This is a genomic window from Mycobacterium sp. SA01, from assembly GCF_041287105.1.
Classification (GTDB): domain Bacteria; phylum Actinomycetota; class Actinomycetes; order Mycobacteriales; family Mycobacteriaceae; genus Mycobacterium.
Window position 1 is genome coordinate 64532 of the sequence record NZ_JBGGNO010000022.1, and the last position, 20221, is coordinate 84752.

Here is a 20221-nt window from a genome sequence, read left to right on the forward strand (position 1 = left end):
TCACCGTAAAGGCTCAACCGAGGTTGAGCTCAAGCACGCCCGGCTATTTCAGCCCGGCCGCATCCATGCCGCGCAATTCCTTCTTCAGATCCGCGATCTCGTCGCGGATCCGGGCGGCCAGCTCGAACTGCAGGTCGCGAGCCGCCGTCATCATCTGCGCGGTCAAATCCTTTATCAAGTCCGCGAGTTCGGCCCGCGGCATGTTCGCGGTGTCGCGTCCCTCGACGATGCCCGCACTGACCGCACGACCCGGCTCGCCCTGCGCCCGCCGGCCCCGGGAGGCGTTGCGCCCCGAGCCGCCGACCTCGATCGCTTCGGTGTCGTCGGCCTCCCGGTACACCTGGTCGAGGATGTCGGCGATCTTCTTGCGCAGCGGCTGCGGATCGATCCCGTGCGCCTCGTTGTAGGCGATCTGCTTGGCCCGGCGCCGCTCGGTCTCCTCGATCGCCTGCTTCATCGAGTCGGTGATCTTGTCGGCGTACATGTGCACCTCACCGGACACGTTGCGCGCCGCGCGACCGATGGTCTGGATGAGGCTGCGCGGGGACCGCAGGAAGCCCTCCTTGTCGGCGTCGAGGATCGCCACCAGCGACACCTCGGGCAGGTCGAGCCCCTCACGCAGCAGGTTGATGCCGACCAGCACGTCGTATTCGCCGAGCCGCAACTGGCGCAGCAGTTCGACCCGGCGCAACGTGTCCACCTCGGAGTGCAGGTACCGCACCCGGATGCCCATCTCCAGCAAATAGTCGGTGAGATCCTCTGCCATCTTCTTGGTCAGCGTGGTGACCAGCACCCGCTCGTCGCGTTCGGTGCGCAGCCGGATCTCGCCGATCAGGTCGTCGATCTGGCCCTTGGTGGGCTTGACGTGCACCTGCGGATCGACCAGACCGGTCGGGCGGATCACCTGCTCGACGAACTCACCACCGGCCTGCGCCATCTCGTAGTTGCCCGGTGTCGCCGACAGATAGACCGTCTGGCCGATGCGTTCGGCGAACTCCTCCCACGTCAGCGGGCGGTTGTCGACGGCCGAGGGCAGCCGGAACCCGAAGTCCACCAGATTGCGTTTACGCGACATATCGCCTTCGTACATGCCGCCGATCTGCGGCACGGTGACGTGCGATTCGTCGATGACCAGCAGGAAGTCCTCCGGGAAGTAGTCGATCAGCGTCGCCGGCGCCGTTCCCGCGCCGCGGCCGTCGATGTGGCGGGAGTAGTTCTCGATGCCGGAGCAGAACCCGACCTGCTTCATCATCTCCAGGTCGTAGTTGGTGCGCATGCGCAGCCGCTGGGCCTCCAGCAGCTTGCCCTGGCCCTCCAGTTCGGCCAGTCGGTCCTCGAGTTCGGCCTCGATGCTGGAGATCGCCGTGGCCATCCGCTCCGGGCCCGCCACATAGTGGGTGGCCGGGAAGATACGCACCGAGTCGACCTGGCGCACCACGTCACCGGTCAGCGGGTGCAGGTAGTACAGCGCTTCGACCTCGTCGCCGAAGAACTCGATGCGGATCGCGAGTTCCTCGTAAGCCGGGATGATCTCGACGGTGTCACCGCGGACCCGGAAGGAGCCGCGGGTGAACGCGATGTCGTTGCGGTCGTACTGGACGTCGACCAGCAGCCGCAGCAACCCGTCGCGGGGGACCTCGTCACCGACCTTCAGTTCCACCGACCTGTCCAGATAGGACTGCGGGGTGCCGAGGCCGTAGATGCAGGACACCGAGGCCACCACCACCACGTCGCGCCGGGACAGCAGGCTCGAGGTCGCCGAGTGCCGCAGCCGCTCGACGTCGTCGTTGATCGAGCTGTCCTTCTCGATGTAGGTGTCGGTCTGCGCGATGTACGCCTCCGGCTGGTAGTAGTCGTAATACGACACGAAGTACTCGACGGCGTTGTGCGGCAACATCTCCCGCAGTTCGTTGGCCAGCTGGGCGGCCAGCGTCTTGTTCGGCGCCATCACCAGGGTGGGCCGCTGCAGTCGTTCGATGAGCCAGGCGGTGGTCGCCGATTTACCGGTGCCGGTGGCGCCCAGCAGGACGATGTCGCGCTCCCCCGCCCGGACCCGGCGTTCCAGTTCCTCGATGGCCGCCGGCTGATCGCCCGCGGGCTCGTACTCGCTGACCACCTCGAACCGGCCGCCGGCACGCACGATGCCGTCGACGGCGTCAGCGGCAGGTCGGTACTCCGAGTGCGCCAGCACGGGATGTTCGGTAGCGAAAGCCATGGTCACCAGGTTAAGCGTCCCCACCGACACATTCATTCCTCGATACGCTTGCGCGGTGACGGTCCATCCGCCCAAGCAGGAGACGTTCGACCTGGTCGCGTACACCAACACCGACCCGAAGGGCATCGTCCGGGCGGTGGACGACTACGTGCTCACCCCGTGGGGTCTGTACATGGCCCGCCCCACCCCGGGCCGCGCCCAGTTCCACTACCTGGAGTCGTGGCTGCTGCCGTCGCTGGGGCTGCGGGCCAATGTCTTCCACTTCAACCCCGGCTACGAGCGGCCGCAGGACTATTACCTCGACGTCGGCGTGATCACCGTCGGCGACACCGCCTGGCATGCCGAGGACCACTACCTCGACCTGGTGGTCTATGCCGGTGACCGCACCGACCTCATCGACACCGACGAACTGTTCGCCGCTCACCGCCAGGGCCTGGTGCCCACCGAGACCGCGGAAACCGCCCTGCAATGCGTCGTCGGCGCCGTCGCCGGCCTCGCCCGTCACGACCATGACCTCAATGCCTGGCTTTCCGCCGAGGGAATGACACTGACCTGGCGCTGAGCCCCCTCCGGGCGGGGCAACGAATCGGCAGTCTCCCGCCGGACGGGTAGTCTGCCTAGCTATGAGCTCCACCACGCGCGGATGGCTGAGCATCGTCGCCGCGGCCACACTGGTCGTGGGTTCTCAGTTAACGGCGGCGACCGCGCTGGCCGACCCGGATCCCACGCCCCCGCCGACACCCCCGCCGACGCCCGTGGCCTCCGATGACGCCAACCCGCAGTTGCTGCACAACATCACCTACCGGGCCCGGGCGGACGGCACATCACGCGGCGCCGTTGTGGCGTACAAGATCGACGACAACAACGTCAACAGCGACCAACCCACGCTGCTGCCGGGGATGACCTTCGAGGTCAACACGGTTCTGCACGATCCCAAAAAGGCCGGCATGCAGCTGTCCATCCAGTGGCCGTACGGATCGAATCTGCACTGCGAGATCCTGGTGGACGACCAGATCGTGGCACAGGCGGACCAGTTCATCGCCCCCCGGCTGTTCCGCCCCAAGGACGACCCGCTCTACGGCACCCTCCAGTGCGGCGCGCCCCTGGATACGCCCGCCCCGAACGCCGCGCCTCCGCCCGCACCTGCCCCGGCGCCGGAACCGACGACGTAGACCTCCGCAACCGCCGATACTCTGGGCACGTGCAGAAACCTGATCGTGTCGCCGAGGCCGGCGCCTGGCTGTTGGAAAACGGTCACCGGATCGTGCTCGCGCTCACCGGCGGGCGCTACCCACGCACCGTGATGGGGATGTTGACCGTCGAATTGCACACCGTCGGCCGCAAATCCGGGAAGCCGTACAGCAACCTGTTGACGTCTCCGGTTCACGACAAGGACCGCATCGTCGTCGTGGCGTCCAAGGGCGGGCACCAGGATCACCCCGACTGGTACAAGAACGCGATCGCCAATCCCGATGTCGGCGTGACCGTTGACGGCGCAACGGTTCCGATGCTGGCCCGCACCGCCAGCCCCGAAGAGCGGGCCGAGTTGTGGCCGCGAGTTATCAAGGCCTACAAGGGATATGCGGGCTATCAGCGCAACACGTCCCGCGAGATCCCGTTGCTGATCCTGGAGCGGCGCCGAGCGTTCCGCTAGTCAGACGGCCGGCGTCCAGCCGGTCGTGTCGGCCCATTCCCACGCCCGGCGGTAGGCATCGAGGAACCACGGCTCCTTCGCCTCGGCGTAGGCCCCGATATCGGCGTGCTGAGCCGCGAAGTGCTTGACCGCCAGGTAGTCGGCCCGCACACCGGGGTTGGCCTTGAGCCAGTCCACGAACAGCAGCGCGAACCGCTGATTGGGCCACCCGTCCACCCGGATGTGCACGTTGGTGGGCCGGCCCGGGTCACCGGAGGCGTGGAAACGCTTGTGCCACAAGGCTGGATCGGTACCCGCCTTCGGTACGTCGGAGGTGATCGCGCCGACGCGGGGATACCCGGCCCTCAGTAGGTCTTCGGCGAGTTCGTCGGCGACGTCCAGCGACGCAACCGTCACCTGGACGTCGATGATGTCCTTGGCGTCCATACCTGGCACCGCCGTCGAGCCGATGTGGTCGATCCGCACCGCGCGGTGCCCGCAGGTGGTGTTGAGCCGGGCCAGGACCCGGCGGGCCTGGTCGGGCCAACGGGGATCGGCCGCCACCACAGCGGTCGAACTCGGCGCCGGGGTGCGGGTGGTGAGATTGTGCGCGAACGGCAGGATGCGCTGGTACCACAGCTCACGCGCCTGCTCGACGAGTTGGCCGGAGCTGCCGGCGTTGTCCAGCCAGACGTCGGCGACCAGCCGGCGTTGCTCCTCGGTGGCCTGCGCGGCGATCCTGGCTCTCGCATCAGCCTCGGAGAAGCCGCGGTAGTCGATCAGCCTCTTGACCCGCACCTCGGGATCGGCATGCACGATGATGACCAGCGGGAACATCGGGGCCATCTGTGATTCGACCAGCAGCGGGATGTCCTCGACGATCACGGCGTCCTCACCGGCGGCAGCGATCAACTCCGAGCGCCGAGTCGCCACCAGCGGGTGGACGATGCCGTTCAGGGTTTGCCGCTTGTCCTCGTCGCTGAACGCGATCCCGGCCAGTGCCGGGCGGTTCAGCGCGCCGTCGGGCAGCAGGATCTGTGACCCGAACGCGTCGACCAGCTTGGCCAGGCCTTCGGTCCCCGGCTCGACGACCTCGCGGGAGATGACATCCCCATCGACGACGATGCCGCCACATTCGGAGAACGTGGCGGACACCGTCGACTTGCCGGCGCCGATACCGCCGGTGAGTCCAATACGCAGCACTGCACCAGTCTTTCAGGCAGCCGAGACGACGAACGCCCCGGCTCGGGTGAGCCGGGGCGTCAATCGTGGATTACTTAGGCGTTGCCCGCCAGCTTCTCGCGCAGAGCCGCGAGCTGGGCATCGCTGGCCAGCGAACCACCGGCCGACTCACCCGAGCTCGACGAGGACGACGACGACGAGCCGTTGCCGGCCGGACGCTCGGCCGCCTCGGCCTCAGCCTTGGCGAACTTCTCCATCTGCGCGGTGTGCATCTTGTGCCGGCGCTCGGCCTCGGCGTAACGGGCCTCCCACTCGGTGCGCTGCTTGTCGAAGCCTTCCAACCATTCGTTGGTGTCGGCGTCGAAGCCCTCCGGGAAGATGTAGTTGCCCGCATCGTCGTAGCTGTCGGCCATGCCGTACTTCGAGGGGTCGAACTCCTCGGTGTAGTCCTCGTTGGCCTGCTTGAGGCTGAGCGAGATGCGGCGGCGCTCCAGGTCGATGTCGATGACCTTGACCATGGCGTCGTCGCCGACCTGCACGACCTGATCCGGCACCTCGACGTGGCGCTCAGCCAGCTCGGAGATGTGCACCAGTCCCTCGATGCCCTCTTCGACGCGGACGAACGCACCGAACGGCACCAGCTTGGTGACCTTGCCGGGCACGATCTGGCCGATGGCGTGGGTGCGGGCGAAGTGGCGCCACGGGTCTTCCTGAGTCGCCTTGAGCGACAACGAAACCCGCTCGCGGTCCATGTCCACGTCGAGCACCTCGACGGTGACCTCGTCGCCCACCTGAACCACCTCGGACGGGTGATCGATGTGCTTCCAGGACAGCTCGGAGACGTGCACCAGGCCGTCGACGCCGCCGAGATCGACGAACGCGCCGAAGTTGACGATCGAGGACACCACACCCTTGCGGATGGCGCCCTTCTGCAGCTGGTTGAGGAACTCGCTGCGCACCTCGGACTGGGTCTGCTCCAGCCACGCGCGGCGCGAGAGCACCACGTTGTTGCGGTTCTTGTCCAGCTCGATGATCTTGGCCTCGATCTCCTTGCCGATGTACGGCTGCAGATCGCGGACGCGTCGCATCTCGACCAGCGATGCGGGCAGGAAGCCACGCAGGCCGATGTCGAGGATCAGGCCGCCCTTGACGACCTCGATGACGGTGCCCTTGACGGCCTCGTCCTTCTCTTTGAGTGCCTCGATGGTGCCCCAGGCGCGCTCGTACTGAGCGCGCTTCTTGGACAGGATCAGGCGGCCTTCCTTGTCCTCCTTGGTGAGGACGAGGGCTTCCACCTCATCGCCGACGGACACAACCTCATTGGGGTCGACGTCGTGCTTGATGGAAAGTTCGCGGGAGGGGATGACACCCTCGGTCTTGTAGCCGATGTCGAGCAAGACTTCGTCGCGGTCAACCTTGACGATGGTCCCTTCGACGATGTCGCCATCGTTGAAGTATTTGATGGTCTTGTCGATCGCGGCGAGAAAGTCCTCGGCCGAGCCGATGTCGTTGACGGCTACTTGCGGCGAGGTGACGGTGGGACTTGGCATATTGTTGGGTTGCTCCGGACAGGCTTAATCGTAGGGACAGTTCTTTCGGGGATGTATCTGTGGTGCTGTACCCGCTACGTGCACACAGGTACTGTCCGAGACTACTCGACTAGGCACACGCTGGACAAACCCGGGTCTGTGAGCCCGCTGTGGACGCCTCTGGTCGAATACCCTGCTCAGGTGTCCTACCCCTTCCCGCCGCCGTTGCCCAGGCCGGTCCGCAAGGTCGGCGCCCCGCTGGCGGTGATCATCATTCTCGGCACCGTCGCCGGGTTGATCTTGACCCTGCTGACCGCGGTGAATCCGGCCGGCACCGTGATCGGGTTCATCCTGGCCACCACGGCGACGACGCTGGTGGTGCTGGCGTATCTGTGGCTGGACCGGTGGGAACCGGAGCCGCCGCGGCTGCTGGTGTTCGCCTTCGTCTGGGGCGCCTCGGTGGCCGTTGTGGTGTCAGTGGGCCTCGAGGTGGTCTTCGACGCCGCGGTGAACACCGGCGGTTCGGAGTCCAGCCCCTTCACCATCGCGGTCGGCGCTCCGCTGATCGAGGAGGCCGCCAAGGGCGCGTTTCTGCTGTTGATGATGACGGGTGTGCGCCGCGCCGAGCTGAACTCGCTGACCGACTGCTTGGTCTACGCGGGAATGACGGCGATCGGCTTCGCCTGGCTGGAAAACATCTTCTACATCGCCGACGGCGGCTCGCTGGGCGACTCTCTGCTGACCGCGGGATTGCGTCTGGTGATGGGGCCGTTCGCCCACCCGCTGTTCACGACTTTCACCGCGATCGGCGTGCATTTCGCTCTGCAGCAACGCAATTGGTTTGCCAAGGCGGGGTGTGTGGCGCTCGGGTACCTGGCCGCGGTGGTGATGCACGGGCTGTGGAACGGGTCTGCTCTGGCCGGTCCGGGCGCGTACTTCGGCTTGTACGTGGTGTGGATGATGCCGGTGTTCTTCCTGGCGGTCACGCTGGCCGTACGTAGTCGGCGCGCCGAACAGCGCGTGGTGGCCGAGAAACTGCCGGGCATGGTCGCCGCAGGCCTGGTGACCCCGGCCGAGGCCGGCTGGCTGGGGTCGATCCGCACCCGCAAGGCGGCGGTGGCCGCCGCCACCCGGCTCGGTGGGCGCCCGGCCGGCCGCGGCGTCAAGAAATTCGCAGTCCAGATTGTCGAGCTGGCATTCGTCCGGGACCGGATCGACCGCGGTTTCGGCGATGCGCGGGTGTTCGCGCTGCAGCAGCTCGAGGTCGACGGCGTGGTCGCTGCCCGCGCCGCCGCCGGGCCGGCGCTGCACTGGGTGAACGGCTACCGACCGCCGGTATAGGGCTACGACTAGGCGATGACGGTGTAGCCGATGTCCTCGAGCATGCCGATCTCGACTGCACTCAGCTTGATGCGCCGAACCCCAGTGCCGATGCTCGGGCTCATCAACGAAGCCGCGAACGTCGAACCGTTCAGATGCGCGCCGGTGGCGTCCAGCGGCACCAATCGGCCGTAGGCCGCAGTCGCATTCGGACCGTCGAAGTAGACGCTGCCGCCGCGTGTGGTGGCCCAGGAGCCGTTGCTCAAGAACAGAGGAATACCGGTGCTGGTGGTGGCGAAGCCGTCCAATTTCGTTCGGTAGGTCGACGACGATGCGCTTCCGACCGTTGAAAGGAAGCCCAGCGTGTGCACGAGCTCGTGCAATGCAACTGTTTCAAAATCGGTTTCGAGGAAGTTCGGGGTGCTGTCGAAGGACCAGGTGTGCGCGGAGTTGAACACGATGGTGCCATCGGCCTGCGTGCCGTTCTGGTCGATGCCGGTGAGGATCTTGTGTTGCACCACAGTGTCTTCGAACTTTCCCCCACCGACGATGGCAAGGGAGCTGCTGCCGGTACCGAGCAGGCTGGAGCCGGGTGTGCTCTGGACTGTGATCAGATAGCTGACGGTCACCGGGAGGGAGGCCGACGGCACGATGCGCGACGCCAGGAAATCCCCGGCCGCCTGAAGAGCTGCGCGCGAAGCGGGAGTCCACCACGATTCCGATCCGGAATCGAACGTGAACGCGAACTTCAACGCCGGCGTCCCGATTACGTACTGGTTCACCGTCACCGACGCCGTCGTGCTCGGTGAACGGAAGAGGTTCAGCAGGTTGATATGCGGTCCGACATCCGTTGCGCGCACGGCGAACTCGTCAGTGCCGGTGAAGTCCGATCCTGGGGTGTAGGTGAACGTGCCGTCGGAGGCAACGTGAACGGTGCCGTGCAGAGGCGCGCCGGCACCGGCAGCGACGACCTTGTACTTGATCACGTCCCCTTCGGGATCGACCGCGCCGATGGTTCCGCTGATAACCCCGTCATGCTGACCGGTGATCTGGACCGGCTGCACGGTCGGTGCGTTGTTGAAAAAGGTGCGGCGAATCTGCAACGGCAGGTGGTCGACGAAACTCTGGACGGGGTTCGCTGACGCAGACGCCGCAGGCCGGGCAGCGATCGGGGCGCTGACGATTGGATCGGACTGTGTCGGCACCGCTGCCTGCGCCGTCGGTGCCGGTCGCTTCGCGCCTACCCGCGGAGAGCCGAGCAAAGGAATTTGGCGGGCGCCGACCGCCGACGGCTTGGCGGCGGCGCGCGGTGCCGGCGCGGCGTGACCGAACTGGCGAGCAACGCCACCGCCCGGCTTGGCATGGCCTGTCGACGCCGACGGCGAACTGGATCCGGCCCCGTCATCAGCGCTTGCGAGACCGGCCGTCTGCAGCCCGACCCACGATAGCCCCACCATGAAGGCAAACGCACCGACGCGCGCCTCCCACCCAACCTTCGACATCGAAATCCCCCCGGTTTTCGCGCATGTGATGCGGTCGGACCGACGGTACAGTCTCGGACATCATTGCAACGGTATTTCGCCTAACGAGTTTGCTCGGCGCCTCAATTAAACCGGCGACGTGGGTACTCGTGCGCGGCGGCGTCCCAGCTGCGGCCGTACCCGCCAGTCCGCAGCCGTTTTCAGCCGGTTCCTAGCTTCGCCTCCTACCTTCGCGGGCATGATCCAGCACATCCTGGAATACGCGGGGATCGCGGTCCTCGCCGCCTCCGGCGCGGTGGTCGGTGTCCGCAAGGGGTTCGACCTGTTCGGCATCGCCGTCCTGGCCGTCTTGACCGGCATCGGCGGGAATGTGATGCGTGACGTCCTACTGGGCGCGTTCCCGCCGGCGTCGCTGCAGCACTGGGCTCCTGTCACGGTGTGTTTCGTGGCTGCGGTACTGACCACGGCCTTCGCCAAACTGGTGATCAAGTTGAGCCAACTCGTGCTGGTGCTCGACGCCATCGGCATGGGATTTTTCGCGACCACCGGCGCGGCGATATCGGTCGATCACGGCGCCAGTTATTTCGCGGCCGCACTGCTGGGCATGGTGTCCGCGATCGCCGGCACCATCATGCGCGACATCGTCGCGCGGGAGGTCCCGATGGTGATGGGTCCCGACGACATGTATGCGGCGCCGGCCATGCTGGGTGCCGTCGTCTACGTCGCGATCGACTCGGTCGGCGCGCAGTGGTTGGGAGTCGCCGTCGGGTCGATCGTCGCCACCCTGTTGCGGCTGGCGGCGATCACGTTCCACTGGCGGCTACCGACCGGGCCTCGCGAGTTGCACGTGAATCCCGCCCCCGTCGAGGACCGTCAGTGCGCGGCGGCATCCCAGCTTCGGCCGTAACCCACCGACACCTCCAACGGAACGTCCAACGGGTACGCGCTGCCCATCTTGTCGCGCACCAACGCGTCGAGGGTGTCGCGTTCGCCGTCCGCGACCTCGAACAGCAGCTCGTCGTGCACCTGCAGCAGCATGCGCGATGCCAGGCCACGTTCCTTGATCGCCGAGTCGACGTTGATCATCGCCACCTTGATCAGGTCGGCGGCGCTGCCCTGGATGGGTGCGTTGAGCGCGGCACGTTCGGCGGCCTCACGCACCTGCCGGTTGCTGCTGTCCAGCTCCGGCAGGTAACGCCGGCGGCCGAACACCGTCGAGGTGTACCCGTCTTTTCGGGCTTGGTCGACGATGTCGCGCAGGTAGTCCCGGATGCCGCCGAACCGGTTAAAGTACTGCTCCATCTGGACCTTGGCTTCTTCGGTCGAGATCTTCAGCTGGGCCGACAACCCGTAGGCGCTGAGCCCGTAGGCCAGGCCGTACGACATCGCCTTGACGCGGCGCCGCAGTTCGGCGTTGACCTCGTCGATCGGGACATCGAACGCGCGCGACGCCACGAACGAGTGCAGGTCCTCGCCGGTCCGGAAGGCCTCGATCAGGCCCTCGTCCTTGGACAGGTGCGCCATGATCCGCATCTCGATCTGGCTGTAGTCGGCGGTCATCAATTCGCTGTAGCCGCCACCGACGATGAACGCGTCGCGGATCTGGCGCCCGGCGTCGGTGCGGATCGGGATGTTCTGCAGGTTCGGCTCGGTCGACGACAACCGCCCGGTCGCGGCGATGGTCTGGTTGAACGTGGTGTGGATGCGCCCATCGGCGGCCACCGACTTGAGCAGCCCGTCGACGGTGACCTTGAGCCGGGTGGCGTCGCGGTGGGCCAGCAGATGCTCGAGGAACGGGTGTCCGGTCTTGTCGAACAGGGACTGCAGCGCGTCGGCGTCGGTGGTGTAGCCGGTCTTGGTGCGCTTGGTCTTCGGCATGCCGAGCTCGTCGAACAGCACAACCTGCAGCTGCTTGGGCGAACCCAGGTTGATCTGTTTACCGATCACCTCGTACGCCGCGTCGGCGGCTTGCCGAATCTGCTCGGCGAACTCCCGCTCCAGAGTGTTCAGCTTGTCCAAATCGACGGCGATGCCGACGTTCTCCAACCCGGCCAGCACAGCCTGCACCGGCAGCTCCATCTGGCCGAGCAGCGACGACGAGTCGATGCGCTCCAGCTCCTCATCCAGTGCGTCGGCCAGGTCGGCGACCGCGCGGGCGCGCAGGATGAGTGTCTGCACCGCCTGGTCGTCCACGCCTTCGCTGTCGTCGAGGAGCGAAAGCTGTTGCTGCTCAGGGTTGTCGGCACGGAGCTCGCGACGAAGGTAGCGCAGCGACAGGTCGTCGAGAGCGAAGCTGCGCTGCCCGGGCCGCACCAGATACGCCGCCAGCGCGGTATCGGAGGTGACACCGGCCACCTGCCAGCCCCGGCCGGCCAGGTCATGCATCGCAATCTTGGCTTCGTGCAACACCTTCGGCGCGCTCTCGTCGGCCAGCCACGCACCCAGCGCGGCCTCGTCGTCGGGCGTCAGGCCGGCGGTGTCGATGTAGGCGCCGTCGCCGTCGGCGGTGGCGATCGCCAAGGCGGTGGCATCACCGTCGTACACCCGGTGGGTGCCGACGACCGCGACACCGGACCGGGCGCCGGTACGCGCGTGCTCGTCCAGCCACGCCGCCACCGTGCCGGGTTCGAGTTGCCCACCGCGGACGTCGAACCCCTCGTCGACCTCCGGTTCGACGGCGGCCAGCGTGTCGAACAGCCGGTCCCGCAGGACGCGGAACTCGAGGTCGTCGAACAGGCGGTGGATCTGGTCGCGGTCCCACGGCTGCACCCGCAGCGTGTCGGGGGTCTGCGCCAGCGGGACCTCCTTGACCAGTTCGGTGAGATCCCGGTTGAGGATGACGCTGGACAGGTTCTCGCGCAACGCATCTCCGACTTTGCCGCGAACGGCGTCTACGTTGTCGACCAGCCCCTGCAGCGAGCCGTATTCGAGGATCCACTTGGCGGCGGTCTTCTCCCCCACCCCCGGGATGCCTGGCAAGTTGTCGCTCGGGTCGCCGCGCAACGCCGCGAAGTCCGGATACTGCGTCGGGGTCAGGCCGTACTTCTCCACCACCGCCTCGGGGGTGAACCGGGTCAGATCGCTGACACCCTTGCGCGGGTAGAGCACCGTGACGTCCGGGCTGACCAGTTGCAGCGCGTCCCGGTCGCCGGTGACCACCAGCACCCGGTAGTCCTCCTGCTCGGCCTGGGTGGCCAGCGTGGCGATGATGTCGTCGGCCTCGAAACCGGGCTCGGCCAGGACCGTGATGCCGAGTGCGTTGAGCACTTCCTTGGTGATCTCGATCTGGCCGCGGAACTCGTCCGGCGTTGCCGAACGGCCTTCTTTGTACTCCGGGTACTTCTCCTTGCGGAAGGTCTGCCGAGAGACGTCGAAGGCGGCGGCCACATGCGTGGGCGTCTCGTCGCGCAGCAGGTTGATCAGCATGGCGGTGAAGCCGTAGACCGCGTTGGTGGTCAGCCCATTCTTGGTTTTGAAGTTCTCGGCGGGCAACGCGTAGAACGCCCGAAACGCGAGCGAATTGCCATCCAGCAGCAGCAGGGTCGGTTTCTGGTCCGTAGCGCTCGCCGTCACGCCATCACTCTATGCACCGCCCCCGACACTCAGTACCCGAGGAGCTTGCGGAATCGCTGTCCCACGGCCATCGACTGGCCCATCCGCTGCACCCACCCGTCGAGCGCGGCCTTGGTATCCGCCGGATCCCAGCCGCGTTCCCGACCGAGCGCGATCATGCCGGCCTCGTCGGTGACACCGCGTTTCTGCGCGGTGAGGGCGAGTTCGGCGTAATTGCCCAACGAGATGCCGTTGATCGGTTCCCAGATCGGGTCGTCGTCGGCAACCGACTTGTTCGACGGGCCGCCCAGCAGGGCGGGATCACTCAGTTTCTTGAAAAGTCCCATGCCACGAGTCCACTCCGCCGGTTCGGCTACCGATCCCAACTTGACCAGGCAAACGGAACTGGAACACGTTTCAGTTCGCCGGCCCGCATCGCATACGATGACCCCGTGCCAGCTTCTCCAGACGCCCCCACGCAACTACCGGCGATCGATGGTTGGTGGGACCACGACGACGCCGGTGTGCCGCATCTGATCGGCGGCAAGTGTCCGCAGTGCGGGACCTACGTGTTCCCGCCGCGGGCCAACAACTGCCCCAACCCGGCGTGTGACAGCGATGTCCTCGACGCCGTCCCGCTCTCGCGGCGCGGCACGGTGTGGAGCTACACCGAGAATCGCTACGCACCTCCCCCGCCCTACCCGTCGCCGGACCCGTTCGAACCGTTCGCGGTCGCCGCCGTCGAGCTCGCCGACGAGGGCCTGATCGTGCTGGGCAAGGTCGTCGAAGGCACGCTGGCCGCTGATTTGAAGGTCGGTATGGAGGTGGAGCTGACCACCATGACGCTCTACACCGACGACGACGGCACCGAGCGCGTCACCTACGCATGGGAGATCGCGAAATGACCGCCACAACCACCCCCGAGTCGCTTCGCTCCTGCCCGCCGGAACCGGTTTACATCCTCGGTGCCGGCATGCACCCCTGGGGCAAGTGGGGCCGCGACTTCACCGAGTACGGCGTCGTCGCCGCCCGCGCCGCGCTGGCCGAGGCCGGCCTGGACTGGCGCCAGATCCAACTGGTGGCCGGCGCCGACACCATCCGCAACGGCTATCCCGGCTTCGTGGCGGGTGCGACGTTCGCGCAGAAGCTCGGCTGGAACGGCATCCCGGTCACCTCGAGCTACGCGGCCTGCGCCAGCGGCTCGCAGGCCCTGCAGAGCGCGCGGGCGCAGATCCTGGCCGGCTTCTGCGACGTCGCGCTGGTCATCGGCGCGGACACCACTCCGAAGGGCTTTTTCGCCCCGGTCGGCGGTGAGCGCCGCAACGATCCCGACTGGCAGCGCTTCCACCTGATCGGCGCCACCAACACGGTGTACTTCGCGCTGCTCGCGCGCCGCCGGATGGATCTCTACGGCGCCACGCTCGAGGACTTCGCCCAGGTGAAGGTCAAGAATGCGCAGCACGGGTTGAACAACCCGTACGCCCGCTACCGCAAGGAGGCCAGCGTCGAGGACGTGCTGGCCAGCCCGGTGGTCTCCGATCCCCTTCGGCTGCTTGACATCTGCGCGACCTCCGATGGTGCGGCGGCGGTGATCGTGGCCAGCAAGGCATTCGCCGAGAAGCATCTCGGCTCGGTACAAGGGGTGCCGTCGGTGCGCGCGGTGAGCCTGCAGAGTCCGCAGTACCCCCAGCACCTGCCCGAATTGCCGGACATCGCAACCGATTCCACCGCCGTGGTGCCGGGACCGGACCGGGTGTTCAAGGATCAGATCCTCGATGCCGCCTACGCCGAGGCCGGTATCGGCCCCGAGGACCTGTCGCTGGCCGAGGTCTATGACCTGTCCACCGCGCTGGAACTCGACTGGTACGAGCATCTGGGCTTGTGCGCCAAGGGCGAAGCCGAACAGCTGTTGCGTAGCGGCGCCACCACGATCGGCGGCCGGATTCCGGTGAACGCCTCCGGCGGGCTGGCCAGCTTCGGCGAGGCCATCCCCGCCCAGGCGATTGCCCAGGTCTGCGAACTCACCTGGCAACTCAAGGGCCGTGCCACCGGACGTCAGGTCGAGGGCGCCAAGGTCGGCGTGACGGCCAACCAGGGCCTGTTCGGCCACGGCTCGTCGGTGGTCGTCGCGCGCTAGGTGAGCCGGACCGTCGTTGTCACCGTCAAGCCGGGCAGCCGCAAGGGGCCGCTGGTCGAGACTGCCGACGACGGTTCGCTGACGATCTTCGTACGTGAGCCTGCCATCGAGGGCAAGGCCACCGAGGCCGCGGCTCGGCTGCTCGCCAAGCATCTGGGGGTGGCGCGCAGCGCCGTGACGTTGACGGCCGGAGCGACGTCTCGGGTCAAGCGGTTTCGCGTCGACTAGCCTGCCCGGCATCGCCGTCCCGCCATACGTCGACGGCGTCCTGCAGCGGCAAACCCAGTGCCTCGCACAGGCTTACGACGGTGCCGAAACTCGGGCTGGGCAGCCTGCCGACCTCGATCTTGCGCAGCGTCTCCGGCGAGATACCCGCTTCGTTGGCGACGAGCTCGGGTGCGCGGCCGGCCCGGGCCGTCCTGATCAACGCGCCGAGGCGCTGTCCGGCTCGAATCTGTTCCGGGGTCAGCGGCACACGCACCATGCGGCCGAGTATACGGTATAAAAATACCGACAGCAGGGAGCCGTACTCAGATGATCGAACTCAAGACCGCCAGAGAAATCGACAAGATGTCCGTCACCGGCGATTTCGTCGCGCGCACCCTGGCTACCCTGGCGCAGGACGCCGAGCCGGGCGTGAACCTGATGCAGCTCGAACACCGCGCACGGGCGCTGATCGACGAACGCGGCGCGACGTCCTGTTACTGGGACTACTCGCCGTCGTTCGGCCGCGGCCCGTTCCGCAATGTCATCTGCCTCTCGGTCAATGATGCTGTGCTGCATGGTCTTCCGTGGGACTACGTCCTGCGCGACGGCGATCTGCTGAAGCTGGACTTCGCCGTCTCGATCGACGGGTGGGTGGCCGATTCCGCTGTCACGGTGGTGGTCGGCGACACCCCGGACGCCGCGGACACCGCACTGGTCGACTCCACGCGCCGCGCCCTGGCCGCCGGCATCGCGGCCGCGGTCCCGGGCGGGCGGCTCGGCGACATCTCGGCGGCCATCGGCGATGTGGCCGCCGCGGCGGGGTACGCCGTCAACACCGACTTCGGCGGGCACGGGCTGGGCCGCACCATGCACGAGGACCCGCACGTGCCCAACCGTGGCAGGCCCGGCCGCGGCATGGTGCTCAAACCTGGTCTGACGCTGGCGCTGGAGCCGTGGTGGGGACGCGGAACCAACCATCTGGTGGTCGATCCGGACGGCTGGACTCTGCGGTCGGCCGACGGATCCAACACCGCCCATTCCGAGCACACGATCGCGATCACCGAGCACGGTCCGCGCGTGCTGACCAAGCTCTCCGACTGATCAGGCCACGCCGAGGTAGGCCGCGCGAATGCTGTCGTCGGCCAACAACTCTCGGGCCACGCCGCTGCGTGTGATGGTTCCGGTCTCCAGGATGTAGGCGCGGTCCGACCGGGTCAGCGCCTGCTGGGCGTTCTGCTCCACCAGCAGGACGGTGGTGCCCTGCGCGTTGATCTCGGAGATGATCTTGAAGATCTGGGAAATGATCATGGGCGCCAGGCCCATGGACGGCTCATCGAGCAGCAGCACCCGTGGGCGGGCCATCAGCGCGCGCCCGATCGCCAGCATCTGCTGTTCTCCACCGGACAGGGTGCCGCCGACCTGAGTACGGCGCTCGGCGAGCCTCGGGAAGGTCTCGAACACCCAATCCAGGCGCTCACGGTGCTCGGTCTTGCTGTCGAACTTTCGCCCGTAGCAGCCCATTTCGAGGTTCTCGGTCACGGTCATGCCGGGAAAAACGCCACGCCCCTCCGGAGCCTGGATGAGTCCGTCGATGGCGCGCTGATGGGCTTTGACCCGGCTGATGTCGCGGCCCTCGAACCACACCGATCCCGACGACAACGCCCGCAGACCGGAGATCGCCCGCATCATCGTGGTCTTGCCGGCGCCGTTGGAGCCCAGCAGTGTCACCAGCTCACCCTGCCGGACTTCGAGTGAAACCCCGTGCAGCGCTTCGATCCTGCCGTAGTGCACCACCGCGTCGCGGACCTCGAGCAGTGGGGCGTTGTCAGAGCTGGTCATCGGGTACCCCCAGGTAAGCGGCGATCACGGCCGGGTCGTCGCGGATCTCGGCGGGCAGACCGTCGGCGATCTTGCGGCCGAACTCCAGCACCACGATCCGGTCGGTGACACCCATGACCAGTCGCATGTCGTGCTCGATGAGCAACACGGTGTAGCCGTCGTCGCGGATGGCCTGGATCAGTTCGATCAGCGCGGCTTTCTCGCTGGGGTTGAAGCCGGCCGCCGGCTCGTCGAGGCACAGCAGCTTCGGCTCGGTGGCCAGCGCCCGCGCGATCTCCAGCCGACGCTGGTCGCCGTACGGCAGGTTCTTGGCCTTCTCCTCGCCGCGATGCGCGATGCCCACGAATTGCAGCAGAGCAGCCGCCTTTTCGATGGCTGAACGCTCTTCGTGGCGGTGCCGCGGTGTGCGCACCAACGCGCCGGGGACCGATGTCTTGTGCCTGGCGTCGGTGCCCACCACCACGTTCTCCAACGCGGTCATCTCACCCCACAGCCGGATGTTCTGGAAGGTCCGGGCAATCCCCCGTCGGGTGATCTGGTGCCGCTTGATCCGGCCCAGCGGCTGCCCGTCGAAGGTCACCGATCCCGAACTCGGCCGGTACACACCGGTGATCGCGTTGAAGCAGGTGGTCTTGCCCGCGCCGTTCGGTCCGATCAGGCCGAGGATCTCGCCCCGCTTGATCTCGAAGCTCACCGAATCCAGCGCGGTCAGGCCGCCGAACTTCACGGTGAGATCCTTTGTCTCCAGCAGGGTTTGCCCCTCGGCGACGTCGGTCTCACGGGCGAACACGGCCAGGCTCTCGTCGATCGGGGTGTCCGGATCGTCTTGGGTGGGACCGCCGGCGGCGTGCGTCATGCGGCCGACTTCGACTCGTCGGCGCTGCGCAACAGATAGCGGGCGCGTTTACCGTAGGTGAGCAGCTGTTGGCGAACCGGGAACAGCCCCTGTGGGCGGAAGATCATCAGCACCACCAGCGCAAGGCCGAAGAACAGGTACTTCAGGTCGCCGAGGTTGATGCCCAGGAAGTGCACGCCGAGCAGGCGGTTCGGCAGGTAGACGATCACGAACGCCCCGAAGATGACGCCGAGCTTGTTGCCCTGCCCACCCAGCACCACCGCGCACAGGAACAGCATCGAGTTGATGATGTTGAACGTGGGCGGCGCGACGTACTGCACCTGTCCGGCGTACAGCGCCCCGGACAGTCCACCGATCGCGGCGCCGATCACGAATGCCCACAGTTTGAACCGGAACGTGTTGACGCCCATCACTTCCGCGGCGTCCTCGTCCTCGCGGATCGCCACCCAGGCCCGGCCGACCCGGCTGCGTTCCAGGTTGCCGACCAGCAGCAGGATTGCGACGATCAGGATCAATCCCAGCCAGAACCACCAGGTGCCGTAGTTCGCATGGCCCGTGGAGTTACCGCTCGAGAACACCCCGTCGGGCAGTTTGTCGGTCTGCCCGACCCTCGGATAGGCGACCCCGTTGAGGCCGCGGGAACCGTTGGTGATCCCGGACAGGTTGTCGGCGAGCAACCGGATGATCTCGCCGAAACCCAATGTGACGATGGCCAGATAGTCGCCGCGCAGCCGCAGCGTCGGGATGCCCAGGATCAGGCCGGCCAGCGCGGTGAAGGCCATCGCGAGCGGAACACACGACAGCCACGCCCAGTTCTCGCTGAACGCCCCGCTGCCGCTGAGCTGATTCCACGGGCTGTCCGGACTGGTCAGAAGGGCGACGGTGTAGGCGCCGACGGCATAGAAGCCGACGTAGCCCAGATCCAGGAGACCGGCCTGGCCGACGACGACGTTGAGGCCGATCGCGATGATCGCGACCATGGCGAACTGAGCCATGGTGCCGCCGAAGCTGATTCCGGGCGTATCGAAGAACGGCGGCGGGTGCAGCGGCGACAACGCCAGCAGTGCGAAGCCCACAATTCCGAAGCCCCACTTCTGCACCCGGCTCAGGCCCGACCACCAACCGCGCAGACCGTCGCCGGGGGCCAGCAGCCGGCCCGACCACTTCCCTGGCGTCTGCTCGCTCATGCTCGCGCCTTTCCGAGGCTTTCCCCGAGTATCCCGGTGGGCCTGATCAGCAGCACCAGAACCAACAACACGAAAGCGACGACGTCACGCCATTGCGTGCCGAACACGGCCTGTCCGTAGTTCTCCATGATGCCCAGCACCAGTCCGCCGAGTAGCGCCCCGCGCAGGTTGCCGATTCCGCCGAGCACGGCCGCGGAAAACGCCTTGATGCCCAACAGGAATCCGCCCGAGTAGATGATTCCCTGCGGCACTTTCAGGGTGTAGAGCAGCGCGGCGGCGCCGGCCAGCAGACCGCCGATCAAAAACGTCGTCAAGATGATCCGTTCCCGGGACACCCCCATCAGTGTCGCCGTGGTCGGATCCTGGGCCACCGCCCGGATGCCGCGGCCGAACTTGGTCCGGTTGATCGCGATGTCGGTGAGCGCGGCGAAGATCAGCGCGGCCGCGATGATCACCAGGGTGACGTTGGAGACTGTCGCACCGAAGATCTCGAACTGGGTCTTGGGCTGCACCAGGATGATCGGCTGCTGGGCGTTGCTGCCGCCGTAGTCCTTGATGATCTTGGGTAGCACAAAATGCACGAACTCCTGCAGCACGAACGACATACCGATGGCGGTGATCAGGAACGTCAGCGGCCGGGCGTTGCGGCGCCGCAGCGGCCGATAGGCGACCAGCTCCAAACCCATTGCGGCCGAACCTGATACCAACATCGCGAACAGCATGGCGATGCCGAGGTACAACACTGTCAGTAAGACGCCCTTGCTGTAGGCGTTACCGCTCGGGGTGAACCCGAGAATCATGTCCAGGCAGAAGTAGGCGCCGAACATCCCCAGCATGAAGATCTCGGAATGCGCGAAGTTGATCAGTCGCAGCACGCCGAACACCAGGGTGTACCCAACAGCCACCAGAGCGTAGATGGCGCCCCACGACAGGCCGTCGATGGTCAACTGCCAGAAGCCGTCTCGCAGATTGTCGATATTGAAACCGATGTCACTGGCGAGATACGTGATCTGGCCGAGGCTCTCGTAGACCATCGTTAGCGGCGGCCTCCTTGGTGTCTGAAACGAGAACGCGTCCGAGCCT

20 protein-coding genes are annotated in these 20221 nt (G+C 66.6%); 9 read left to right on the forward strand and 11 right to left on the reverse strand.

Features of this window, described 5'->3' with window-relative positions:
• Positions 1-43 precede the first annotated feature (43 nt).
• On the reverse strand, positions 44-2215 hold the full coding sequence (uvrB, locus tag AB4879_RS26410; RefSeq protein WP_199190024.1) for an excinuclease ABC subunit UvrB: 2172 nt from the start codon (positions 2213-2215) through the stop codon (positions 44-46).
• A 91-nt stretch (positions 2216-2306) separates the two neighbouring features.
• On the opposite strand from uvrB, the gene AB4879_RS26415 reads away from it, so the two are divergent.
• The 3 genes from AB4879_RS26415 (at position 2307) to AB4879_RS26425 (ending at position 3869) form a co-directional block, all read left to right on the forward strand.
• Positions 2307-2777, forward strand: coding sequence for a DUF402 domain-containing protein (locus AB4879_RS26415; protein WP_370510230.1), 471 nt, complete (start codon positions 2307-2309; stop codon positions 2775-2777).
• A 61-nt stretch (positions 2778-2838) separates the two neighbouring features.
• On the forward strand, positions 2839-3387 hold the full coding sequence (locus tag AB4879_RS26420) for a hypothetical protein (RefSeq protein ID WP_102809066.1): 549 nt from the start codon (positions 2839-2841) through the stop codon (positions 3385-3387).
• Positions 3388-3416: 29 nt separating this feature from the next.
• Positions 3417-3869 carry a nitroreductase/quinone reductase family protein gene (locus AB4879_RS26425; RefSeq protein ID WP_102809065.1) on the forward strand — a complete coding sequence of 151 codons (453 nt, stop codon included), beginning with the start codon at positions 3417-3419 and terminating at the stop codon, positions 3867-3869.
• Here the strand turns inward: AB4879_RS26425 and coaE are convergent, their stop codons facing one another.
• Together coaE and rpsA are read right to left on the reverse strand one after the other, a co-directional pair.
• A complete protein-coding gene (coaE, locus tag AB4879_RS26430) occupies positions 3870-5051 on the reverse strand; it encodes a dephospho-CoA kinase (RefSeq protein WP_370509954.1) in 1182 nt (393 codons plus the stop codon).
• A gap of 74 nt (positions 5052-5125) precedes the next feature.
• A complete protein-coding gene (gene rpsA, locus AB4879_RS26435; RefSeq protein WP_036344752.1) occupies positions 5126-6580 on the reverse strand; it encodes a 30S ribosomal protein S1 in 1455 nt (484 codons plus the stop codon).
• A 180-nt stretch (positions 6581-6760) separates the two neighbouring features.
• Here rpsA and AB4879_RS26440 point away from each other — a divergent pair, with 180 nt between their 5' ends.
• Positions 6761-7900: a PrsW family intramembrane metalloprotease gene (locus AB4879_RS26440; RefSeq protein ID WP_370509955.1), complete on the forward strand. Its 1140-nt coding sequence runs from the start codon at positions 6761-6763 to the stop codon at positions 7898-7900.
• Between the two features lie 8 nt (positions 7901-7908).
• Here the strand turns inward: AB4879_RS26440 and AB4879_RS26445 are convergent, their stop codons facing one another.
• Complete coding sequence (locus AB4879_RS26445) at positions 7909-9381, reverse strand: Ig-like domain-containing protein (protein ID WP_370509956.1); 1473 nt, start codon at positions 9379-9381, stop codon at positions 7909-7911.
• Positions 9382-9598: 217 nt separating this feature from the next.
• Between AB4879_RS26445 and AB4879_RS26450 the strand changes: the two genes are divergently transcribed.
• The gene (locus AB4879_RS26450; protein ID WP_102809063.1) at positions 9599-10267 is read left to right on the forward strand and encodes a trimeric intracellular cation channel family protein; all 669 of its coding nucleotides are present in this window, start codon (positions 9599-9601) and stop codon (positions 10265-10267) included.
• On the opposite strand, the gene polA is transcribed toward AB4879_RS26450, so the two are convergent.
• Both polA and AB4879_RS26460 read right to left on the reverse strand, forming a co-directional pair.
• On the reverse strand, positions 10234-12933 hold the full coding sequence (gene polA / locus AB4879_RS26455) for a DNA polymerase I (RefSeq protein WP_370509957.1): 2700 nt from the start codon (positions 12931-12933) through the stop codon (positions 10234-10236). The two genes, AB4879_RS26450 and polA, sit on opposite strands and share 34 nt — an antisense overlap.
• A gap of 29 nt (positions 12934-12962) precedes the next feature.
• Complete coding sequence (locus AB4879_RS26460) at positions 12963-13259, reverse strand: hypothetical protein (RefSeq protein ID WP_102809061.1); 297 nt, start codon at positions 13257-13259, stop codon at positions 12963-12965.
• 105 nt (positions 13260-13364) lie between these two features.
• On the opposite strand from AB4879_RS26460, the gene AB4879_RS26465 reads away from it, so the two are divergent.
• From AB4879_RS26465 to AB4879_RS26475, 3 genes are read left to right on the forward strand one after another with little or no spacing between them, the layout of a single operon-like run.
• The gene (locus AB4879_RS26465; RefSeq protein ID WP_102809060.1) at positions 13365-13817 is read left to right on the forward strand and encodes a Zn-ribbon domain-containing OB-fold protein; all 453 of its coding nucleotides are present in this window, start codon (positions 13365-13367) and stop codon (positions 13815-13817) included.
• Positions 13814-15049, forward strand: coding sequence for a lipid-transfer protein (locus tag AB4879_RS26470; protein ID WP_370509958.1), 1236 nt, complete (start codon positions 13814-13816; stop codon positions 15047-15049). The genes AB4879_RS26465 and AB4879_RS26470 overlap by 4 nt, the downstream gene beginning before the upstream one ends.
• A complete protein-coding gene (locus AB4879_RS26475; protein WP_102809058.1) occupies positions 15050-15277 on the forward strand; it encodes a DUF167 domain-containing protein in 228 nt (75 codons plus the stop codon). It abuts the gene before it with no gap.
• Here AB4879_RS26475 and AB4879_RS26480 read toward each other — a convergent pair.
• The gene (locus AB4879_RS26480) at positions 15255-15533 is read right to left on the reverse strand and encodes a helix-turn-helix domain-containing protein (RefSeq protein ID WP_370509959.1); all 279 of its coding nucleotides are present in this window, start codon (positions 15531-15533) and stop codon (positions 15255-15257) included. The genes AB4879_RS26475 and AB4879_RS26480 overlap by 23 nt on opposite strands.
• A gap of 50 nt (positions 15534-15583) precedes the next feature.
• Here AB4879_RS26480 and map point away from each other — a divergent pair, with 50 nt between their 5' ends.
• Positions 15584-16357, forward strand: coding sequence for a type I methionyl aminopeptidase (gene map / locus AB4879_RS26485; protein ID WP_370509960.1), 774 nt, complete (start codon positions 15584-15586; stop codon positions 16355-16357).
• On the opposite strand, the gene AB4879_RS26490 is transcribed toward map, so the two are convergent.
• Genes AB4879_RS26490 through AB4879_RS26505 form a run of 4 tightly spaced genes read right to left on the reverse strand, consistent with a single transcriptional unit; the run spans position 16358 to position 20172 of the window.
• Positions 16358-17095 carry an ABC transporter ATP-binding protein gene (locus AB4879_RS26490; RefSeq protein WP_370509961.1) on the reverse strand — a complete coding sequence of 246 codons (738 nt, stop codon included), beginning with the start codon at positions 17093-17095 and terminating at the stop codon, positions 16358-16360. It lies immediately after the preceding gene.
• Positions 17082-17951: an ABC transporter ATP-binding protein gene (locus AB4879_RS26495; RefSeq protein WP_370509962.1), complete on the reverse strand. Its 870-nt coding sequence runs from the start codon at positions 17949-17951 to the stop codon at positions 17082-17084. The genes AB4879_RS26490 and AB4879_RS26495 overlap by 14 nt, the downstream gene beginning before the upstream one ends.
• Positions 17948-19138, reverse strand: coding sequence for a branched-chain amino acid ABC transporter permease (locus tag AB4879_RS26500; RefSeq protein WP_102809054.1), 1191 nt, complete (start codon positions 19136-19138; stop codon positions 17948-17950). The genes AB4879_RS26495 and AB4879_RS26500 overlap by 4 nt, the downstream gene beginning before the upstream one ends.
• Positions 19135-20172, reverse strand: coding sequence for a branched-chain amino acid ABC transporter permease (locus tag AB4879_RS26505; protein WP_370509963.1), 1038 nt, complete (start codon positions 20170-20172; stop codon positions 19135-19137). Before AB4879_RS26505 ends, AB4879_RS26500 begins: the two co-directional genes overlap by 4 nt.
• Positions 20173-20221 lie beyond the last annotated feature (49 nt).

Bases quoted from the DNA above. Each gene is read 5' to 3' on its own strand.
- AB4879_RS26460 (WP_102809061.1), bottom strand. From the start codon at position 13,259: ATGGGACTTTTCAAGAAACTGAGTGATCCCGCCCTGCTGGGCGGCCCG.
- AB4879_RS26470 (WP_370509958.1), top strand. From the start codon at position 13,814: ATGACCGCCACAACCACCCCCGAGTCGCTTCGCTCCTGCCCGCCGGAA.
- AB4879_RS26490 (WP_370509961.1), bottom strand. From the start codon at position 17,095: ATGACCAGCTCTGACAACGCCCCACTGCTCGAGGTCCGCGACGCGGTG.
- AB4879_RS26450 (WP_102809063.1), top strand. From the start codon at position 9,599: ATGATCCAGCACATCCTGGAATACGCGGGGATCGCGGTCCTCGCCGCC.
- AB4879_RS26495 (WP_370509962.1), bottom strand. From the start codon at position 17,951: ATGACGCACGCCGCCGGCGGTCCCACCCAAGACGATCCGGACACCCCG.
- AB4879_RS26500 (WP_102809054.1), bottom strand. From the start codon at position 19,138: ATGAGCGAGCAGACGCCAGGGAAGTGGTCGGGCCGGCTGCTGGCCCCC.
- AB4879_RS26445 (WP_370509956.1), bottom strand. From the start codon at position 9,381: ATGTCGAAGGTTGGGTGGGAGGCGCGCGTCGGTGCGTTTGCCTTCATG.
- AB4879_RS26420 (WP_102809066.1), top strand. From the start codon at position 2,839: ATGAGCTCCACCACGCGCGGATGGCTGAGCATCGTCGCCGCGGCCACA.
- AB4879_RS26480 (WP_370509959.1), bottom strand. From the start codon at position 15,533: ATGGTGCGTGTGCCGCTGACCCCGGAACAGATTCGAGCCGGACAGCGC.
- map (WP_370509960.1), top strand. From the start codon at position 15,584: ATGATCGAACTCAAGACCGCCAGAGAAATCGACAAGATGTCCGTCACC.
- AB4879_RS26505 (WP_370509963.1), bottom strand. From the start codon at position 20,172: ATGGTCTACGAGAGCCTCGGCCAGATCACGTATCTCGCCAGTGACATC.
- uvrB (WP_199190024.1), bottom strand. From the start codon at position 2,215: ATGGCTTTCGCTACCGAACATCCCGTGCTGGCGCACTCGGAGTACCGA.
- rpsA (WP_036344752.1), bottom strand. From the start codon at position 6,580: ATGCCAAGTCCCACCGTCACCTCGCCGCAAGTAGCCGTCAACGACATC.